7 protein-coding genes, 1 tRNA gene and 1 pseudogene are annotated in these 7,157 nt (G+C 32.0%); all 9 read right to left on the bottom strand.

The window, feature by feature from the left end; translation table 11 throughout:
- A pseudogene (locus ACP5FO_RS07720) lies at positions 1-187 on the bottom strand (phosphoribosylanthranilate isomerase); the annotation flags it as partial.
- The gene (locus ACP5FO_RS07725) at positions 178-894 is read right to left on the bottom strand and encodes an indole-3-glycerol phosphate synthase TrpC (protein WP_428110510.1); all 717 of its coding nucleotides are present in this window, start codon (positions 892-894) and stop codon (positions 178-180) included. The gene ACP5FO_RS07725 and the pseudogene ACP5FO_RS07720, both read right to left, overlap by 10 nt.
- On the bottom strand, positions 887-1,834 hold the full coding sequence (trpD, locus tag ACP5FO_RS07730) for an anthranilate phosphoribosyltransferase (protein WP_428110506.1): 948 nt from the start codon (positions 1,832-1,834) through the stop codon (positions 887-889). The genes ACP5FO_RS07725 and trpD overlap by 8 nt, the downstream gene beginning before the upstream one ends.
- Positions 1,821-2,396 (bottom strand): anthranilate synthase component II, encoded by a 576-nt coding sequence (locus tag ACP5FO_RS07735; protein ID WP_291490030.1) that lies wholly within the window; start codon positions 2,394-2,396, stop codon positions 1,821-1,823. The genes trpD and ACP5FO_RS07735 overlap by 14 nt, the downstream gene beginning before the upstream one ends.
- Complete coding sequence (locus tag ACP5FO_RS07740) at positions 2,380-3,789, bottom strand: anthranilate synthase component I family protein (protein ID WP_428110503.1); 1,410 nt, start codon at positions 3,787-3,789, stop codon at positions 2,380-2,382. Before ACP5FO_RS07740 ends, ACP5FO_RS07735 begins: the two co-directional genes overlap by 17 nt.
- 226 nt (positions 3,790-4,015) lie before the next feature.
- Positions 4,016-4,987, bottom strand: coding sequence for an AI-2E family transporter (locus ACP5FO_RS07745; protein ID WP_428110500.1), 972 nt, complete (start codon positions 4,985-4,987; stop codon positions 4,016-4,018).
- On the bottom strand, positions 4,984-6,024 hold the full coding sequence (locus ACP5FO_RS07750; protein ID WP_428110497.1) for a polysaccharide deacetylase family protein: 1,041 nt from the start codon (positions 6,022-6,024) through the stop codon (positions 4,984-4,986). Before ACP5FO_RS07750 ends, ACP5FO_RS07745 begins: the two co-directional genes overlap by 4 nt.
- Entirely contained in the window at positions 6,012-6,992 is a 981-nt protein-coding gene (locus ACP5FO_RS07755; protein WP_428110492.1) for a glycosyltransferase family 9 protein, read from the bottom strand. The genes ACP5FO_RS07750 and ACP5FO_RS07755 overlap by 13 nt, the downstream gene beginning before the upstream one ends.
- Positions 6,993-7,012: 20 nt before the next feature.
- A tRNA-Met gene (locus ACP5FO_RS07760) sits at positions 7,013-7,089 on the bottom strand.
- Positions 7,090-7,157 lie beyond the last annotated feature (68 nt).

The raw sequence follows: 7,157 nt of genomic DNA on the forward strand, positions 1-7,157 counted from the left end.
TTTCTTCTACAAATACGCCAACACTGTTTGTCTGTTTTGGTATTTTCTGGATTATTTCTTTTACATCCTGAGCTTTTATATAACGCGGGCTTTTTTTATAAAACACAAAACCTATAAAATCTACACCTAAATCTAAACTGGCTAACACATCTTCTAAATTTGTCATGCCGCAAAATTTTACATGCATAAAAGCTCCTTAAAAGTAGATTCAACATCATTTGATTTTAAAAGTGCCTCACCTATTAAAAATACATTAGTGTATGGTAAAAACTCCTCTATATCATTTCTATTTCTTACACCACTTTCTGCTATTTTAATTTTAGCATCAATTTTACTTATAAGCTTTTTGGCTAAATTTTTATCTATCTTTAGCGTATCAAGGTCTCTTGTATTTACGCCTACAATTGTTGCATCGAAATCTATTTTATCTAGATCATTTTCTGTATGAAGCTCAATTAAAGCACTTAAGCCCAAAAAGCATGCATAATCATAGAGCTTTCTTAGTTTGTCTTTTTCGAGTGCTCTTACAATTAGCAAGATAATATCTGCACCGCTATTGTATGCCCAATCAATTTGTTTTTTGTCAATTATAAAATCTTTACACAAAATTGGCAAGTTTGTCTTTTTTGATATTTCATGCAAAAACTCAAAGCTACCCCCAAAATATTTATTATCTGTAAGCACACTTATTGCTTTTGCATACTTTGAATAAATTTCAACGATATTTTTTTGTAAGATAAAATTACCATAAGAAGGAGATTTTGACTTGATTTCTGCAATGATATTTATTTTATCATTAAAATTTGGTTTCAAAACAGGCTTTGTCCTCTTATAAGGGCAGACTTTCATAGATTGAACTTCAAGGGCTTTATCAGCTAAAATCTGCTCAATCATTTGTTATCTCCATTAGTTTATCGTAAGCCTTTCTATTTTTAATCGCTTCTTTTGCAAGCAAAAAGCCCTGTTTTAAATTATCTTCAACACCAGCTACAAGATATGCAAAAGCACAATTTATTGCTATGGCATCTGATAAAACATCGTGTTCTCCCAAAAAAACCTCTTTGAGAATTTTTGCATTTGTTTTTGCATCAAACCCTTTAACTGAATCTTTTGGTGCATATATTGAAAACTCTCTTGGGTCAAACTCAAATTTTTTAATATATGGGCCTTTCTTTTGATAACACAATGTAACATCCGAAAGGCTCACTTCATCCATATCGGAAGCTACAAGAACTACATTTTGAAAATCCAAAATATCAACAGCCTCCAGGTATACCGGTAAATATTCTTTACTAAAAACACCTATCATTTTGTAAGCAGGGTTTATTGGGTTGCACAAAGGACCTACAAGGTTAAAAATCGTTCGCTTTCCGATCTTTTTTCTAATGGGCATAATCGGTTTTAACTTTGGATGCCAATGCGGAGCAAACAAAAAGGCAAAATTTTTCTTTTCAAGGTTTTCAATTATTTCTTCCTTTTCTTGCTCAATCTTTACCCCAAGCGCTTCAAGAATATCTGCTGCACCAGATAAAGATGACACGGCTTTATTACCATGTTTTGCAACTTTTACATGTAAACTGCAGACAATAGAAGCTGCTGTGGAAATATTAAAACTATTTGAATTATCTCCACCTGTTCCAACAATATCTATGCAATTACCACTGTAGTCGATCAACCGAGCATTTTTTAACATAGCTTTTGCAAGCGCAGCAACACAAGCTGGATCTTCTTTTTGCTGACTCATTTCAATTAGTGCACTTACAATATCTTGTTCGCTTAACTTTCCAGAAAGCATTGCATCAAAAAAATTTAAAGATTCATTAAAACTTTTCATTGCACAACCTCACAAAATTTTCTATAAAAATCAATCCATCTTTTGTTTGATAGGATTCTGGGTGAAACTGCAAGCCATAAAGCCCAATATTTTTGTTTTCAATTGCCATAATTTCATTGTCGCTTAAAGATACAGCACACACTTCAAAATCATCATATACGTTATCAACCACTAAAGAATGGTATCGAACTCCTAAAAAAGGTTGTTTTATGTTTCTGAATAAAATACTATCGCTTATGGAAATTATCCTATCTACTTTGCCATGCATGATTGTTTTTGCTTTTCTTATTGTTTTGCCATATACATAGCAAATAGATTGCATACCAAGACATATACCTAAAATTGGCAACTTTGATCTAAAATATTCTATAGCATCAAGACTTAATAAGGCGTTTTTTGGATGAGAAGGACCAGGAGAAATCACTATACCTTTTAGATTTTTAACATTTTTTATGTTATCGATTTTGGCATTGTTTAAAATAACTTCAACATCGTCAAAATGCTTAAGGTAATCATATAAATTGTAAGTAAATGAATCAAAATTATCAATCAAGACTATCACTTATACCTCCCGCTTGAAGCATGGCGCCTAGTTTTGATATAACCTCTTTATACTCGTTTTCTGCAATACTATCGTAAACAATCCCGGCACCTGCTTGAAACCTAGCCTTATTATTTTCAAAAAACGCTGTCCTTATGGTTATTGCCATATCCATATTCCCACTTAAGCCTATATAGCCAACGCATCCTGCATAAAAACCTCTACTTTGCTTTTCTGTGTCTTCAATGAGTTCTATTGCTCTAACTTTTGGAGCTCCACTTACGGTGCCGGCTGGGAATGTATTTGTAAGACAATCAATTAAGTCAAAAGATTCATCAAGTATGCCTTCGACTTCAGAAACAAGATGCATAACATGAGAATAATGCTCTATTTGTCTAAATGACTTAACTTTGACACTCAATGGCTTGCATACGCGCGAGAGATCGTTTCTAGCAAGATCAAGTAGCATCAAATGCTCTGCGTTTTCCTTTTCGTCTTTCAATAACTCCTGTTCCAAAATGACAGTCTTTTCCAAACTTTCGCCAATTGGCCTTGTGCCTGCAATAGGTTTAATTGTAGCTATATTTTTTCTTACGCTAATGTGTACTTCTGGACTTGAGCCTACAACATAGTTTGAAGCATCTTTTATAAAAAACATATATGGTGATGGGTTAAATTTTCTTAGGTTTCTATAAAACTCAAATGGATTTAGACCATTCACTTCAATATAATCGCTTAGAACTACCTGAATTGCTTCACCTTCTTCAATTTGTTTTTTCAAAAAATTTACCTTTTCTATAAAATCTTTCTTTGGTATTTTTCTTATTATTTTTGGACTTGATACGCCATTTTTAATTTCACAACTTAATAACTCTTCTTTAAATAACAAAAGATCCTGATGTGCTTTTTGATATGCGTCAGGTTCTTTAGCAATTTGCGATTTTGCAAGGTAGAGTTTATTTGTGTAGTTATCATAAACCAAAAATTTATCTACAAAATAAAATACCCCAAGGACATCTGGTAGATATTTAAGTTTTTCTCGTAAAATTCCGCATTCATTCACAAACTCAAAGCTTAAAAGTGCTATAAACCCACCAGAAAAATTACCATATTCTTCAAAGGATGCCGATTGATTTTTCTTTAAAAATTCTTTAATAAAGCCCAAATCTTGTCGCGTGCCTTCTAATTGGCCGTTTTTGTCTAAAACAAACTTTTTTACATTAAAAGCCAAAAAGGAAAACCTACTGTAAATCTTTTTTTGATTGGCACTTTCAAGCAACAAACAATTTTCTTTGTCTAATAAGCTTCTAAGTAAACTAACAGGTGTTTCTAAATCGCCATCAATTTCCATATAAACTGGTATTCTATCGTAAACTTTCGACAACTCTAAAAATTCACTATAAGCCGGATACATTAAACCTCCTTAAAACAAAAAAGCCGCTTAAACCATTCTAGGCTTAAGCGGCCAAAAACAAAAAAGCCGCTTAAAGCACTCACCTGGACTATCCCCAGATGCGCTTCAAGCGGCGCTAAAATCAAAAGGATAGCCTTTTAGCTACCCCACCACCATATATTTTTTAATGTTGAAATCTTAGCCAATACTTTCATACATTTGTAATGTATCATAAATATTTCAAAAGTCAAGAAATTTTTTCTTTTTTATAAACGTTCAGTACAGCATCAGCTAAACTTACAATTATAGGACCCGCAAAAATACCGATTAAACCAAAAAAAACTATGCCACCCATTATACTAAAAAATAAAACTAAAGGATGAATACTCATATATGAGCCAATTAATAACGGCCTTATGTAATTATCAACACTACCTACAAAAACCCCACCCCATACAAGCAAAAACAAACCTTTTATATATGAGCCAGTAATTAAAAAATACAAACTTGCTGGAGCCCATAAAAGCGCTGTACCAACAACCGGTACAAATGAAACTATTGCACCAAGCCCAATCCATATAAAAAAGCCACTAATGCCTACAATTAAAAAACTCAAGGCACACAAAATACCCTGTATCAATGCTATAATAACGCCACCAATAAGTGTAGCTTTAAGGCTTAACTTTATTGTTTGCTTTAATTTTTCAAATGTCTTTTTATCTTGTATGAAACTTTCTATGTAGTTCAAAAATTTATCTTTGTCTTTAATAATGTAAAATGAAACCAACAACGCAAAAATTAAATCTGTAATAGTTTTGTAAGTGTAAGAAAATACACTTAGTGCGTTTTTTGTCAAAAAATCCATAATTTGAGTATTTATATTAGCTGTATAATCTTTTACAAAACCGAAAAAAGGTAAATTAAAATTAGAATACTCTGCAATAGCTTTTTTTGAAAATTCTAAAATAGAATTTATCTGTGAAGAAGATATACCAATCAAAAAAACAAACGGCAACAAAATCAAAATAAGCATTATAAAAAGCACAATCAAGCTTGACCAAAGGTCACTTTTAACAAATTTTTGCGTATAAACCTTAACTGGCATAAATACAATAGCAAGGACAATCCCCCACAAAATAGGCTTCCAAAACGGTATGATTATAAGTACAGTTAATATAATTGTTGCAACAAGAGAAAAACTCAAGAAATTAAGTTTCATATTTTCCTGTATATTTTAGCATAAACTCTACTAAGAAAAGGGCTTTTGTAAATTTTAAGTCTTTTATCCAGCCAATCACCACCCCTTACTTCTATGCGTTTTAGCTCAAACAAATCGTCATCAGGCATATTCTGACCAATTTTAAGTGTAAAAGCAGCCTTATAGGCCCTTTTGACATACTCTTTTGATACTTCATCATAACTACCAAATGGATAGCAAAAAAAATCAATGCTTTTGTTAAGTTGTTCTTCTAAAATGCACTTTGATTTAAAAACTTCTATCTCAAGCCTCTTCATGCGCTCATATCTGGGTTCTATGTGCATATTTAGAGTATTTTTTTTTAAATATTTTTTATATTGCCTGTAGAGGATTTTTTGCGCATTTTTCTTTTTAAAAAACAATATACCATTGTGTTTTGCCACAAAATCGTGCATATAGTCTCTAAGCTTTAAATCATCAATAATACATTCACATGCACAATCCCATTTTTTTTCATACACAGGTATACCAAGTCTTTTATCGTGAGTATACTCAAAAAACCACTCACCAAGTCTTGAATCATTAAATTTAAACACTTTGTTTGAACAAAAGCATGCTTTATGATTTAAAGAGTGGGACTGTATATCAATCAATTTTGAATCTTGCAAAAACCTAAGTTCCTCAAAACTCAAATAGTGTGATTTTTCTAAAAACTCATTGACAGAATTTGCCATATTTAATTTTTTAAGCTCTTCAATATCCATTCTTTTAATATTTTTTGCAAGTTTGTTCACTATTACAAATATGGTAGCAAAAAACTCGTATTTTTTAAGAATAGGATATGCGTATACAAGGTTATCTGCATATCCATCATCAAATGTTATTGCAACAGCTTTTTTTGGCAATTTTAAGTTGCCTTTAACAAACTCGTAAATATCGGAGAGTCTAACAGAAACATATCCGTATTTTTTAAGTGTAAATAGGTTTTGTTCAAATGTATCCGGATCTATGCGTTGACCATAATTAATTGAATGATAGCACAGTACTATTGCACCCATAAATTTTCCATAAAATTCTTTAGTTTAGCATACACCTGTTTTGGTTTAAGTTCAAGCAAACAATTTGGTTTTTCGCATTCTTTTTTAGAACAAGGCTGACAAAAAATGCCAAGCTGAATATAATCATGCAAAAGATTATTTGGCGGGTGCCATCCTTTTGGGTTACTTGCTCCAAATATTGTAAATGAAGGTATACCTAAAGCAACAGCAATGTGTTTTGGTGCTGAATCGTTGCCTATGTGAAGCAATGCACGCTTAATCAAACTAACAAGTTCGCCAACACTTGAATCTCTATAAAAGAAATGATTATATTTGCTTAATTTTAAAGCATTTTCTACATAGTGACATTCGCTTTTTGCAGCTGTAAAAACTAAATCAAAGCCATCCTGTTTTAACATATCCGCCAATTCTATGTAATAACTATCAGGCCATCTACGTGTTTGTCTTTTATGCGTAATAGAGATTGTTATTAAATTTTTTATTTTGTTTTTATCAAGAAAAGTTTCAACTTTTTTATCGTCGCTATCTGAAGAAAAAATTCTAAATTGTAATTTATCACAATCATCATTAAAAATTTTTAAAAACTGGAGTTTATCGTATGCGCTGTAGCCTTTATCTTCATAATCCAACAAATTGGTATAAAAATATTTTCGCCAAGATTTATTAAAAGCAAAGCTTTGTGCGCCAGAAAATTTGCATATTGTTGCAGTTCTTAAATTTGACATACAATCTATTATTACATCAAACTTCTCTTTCCTGATTTTTTTTATAGTAATAAGCTCATTTAATACTGAATTGCTGCTTATAATAATTTTATCTGAAAGGACCGGATCATTCTTTAAAAGGTCAAAACCAAGTTTCTCGGTTAAAATATATAAATCATGATTTAACTCAAGAAGTCTGCTAAATAAGGGAGTTGCAAGGATTAAATCCCCAAGTTGCCTTAACTGAATAACTAATATTTTCATAAAATAAATTGATTTTAAATTGGTAGCGGCGCAGGGACTTGAACCCCGGACATTGCGGATATGAGCCGCATGCTCTAACCAACTGAGCTACGCCGCCCTCATATCTTTTATATCTCAAACCCCCTGGCAGTACCTACTCTTGCCTGGGCGTTCCCAGACTACCAT

Origin of the sequence: Desulfurella sp. (assembly GCF_049977265.1) — a bacterium.
Lineage (GTDB): Bacteria > Campylobacterota_A > Desulfurellia > Desulfurellales > Desulfurellaceae > Desulfurella.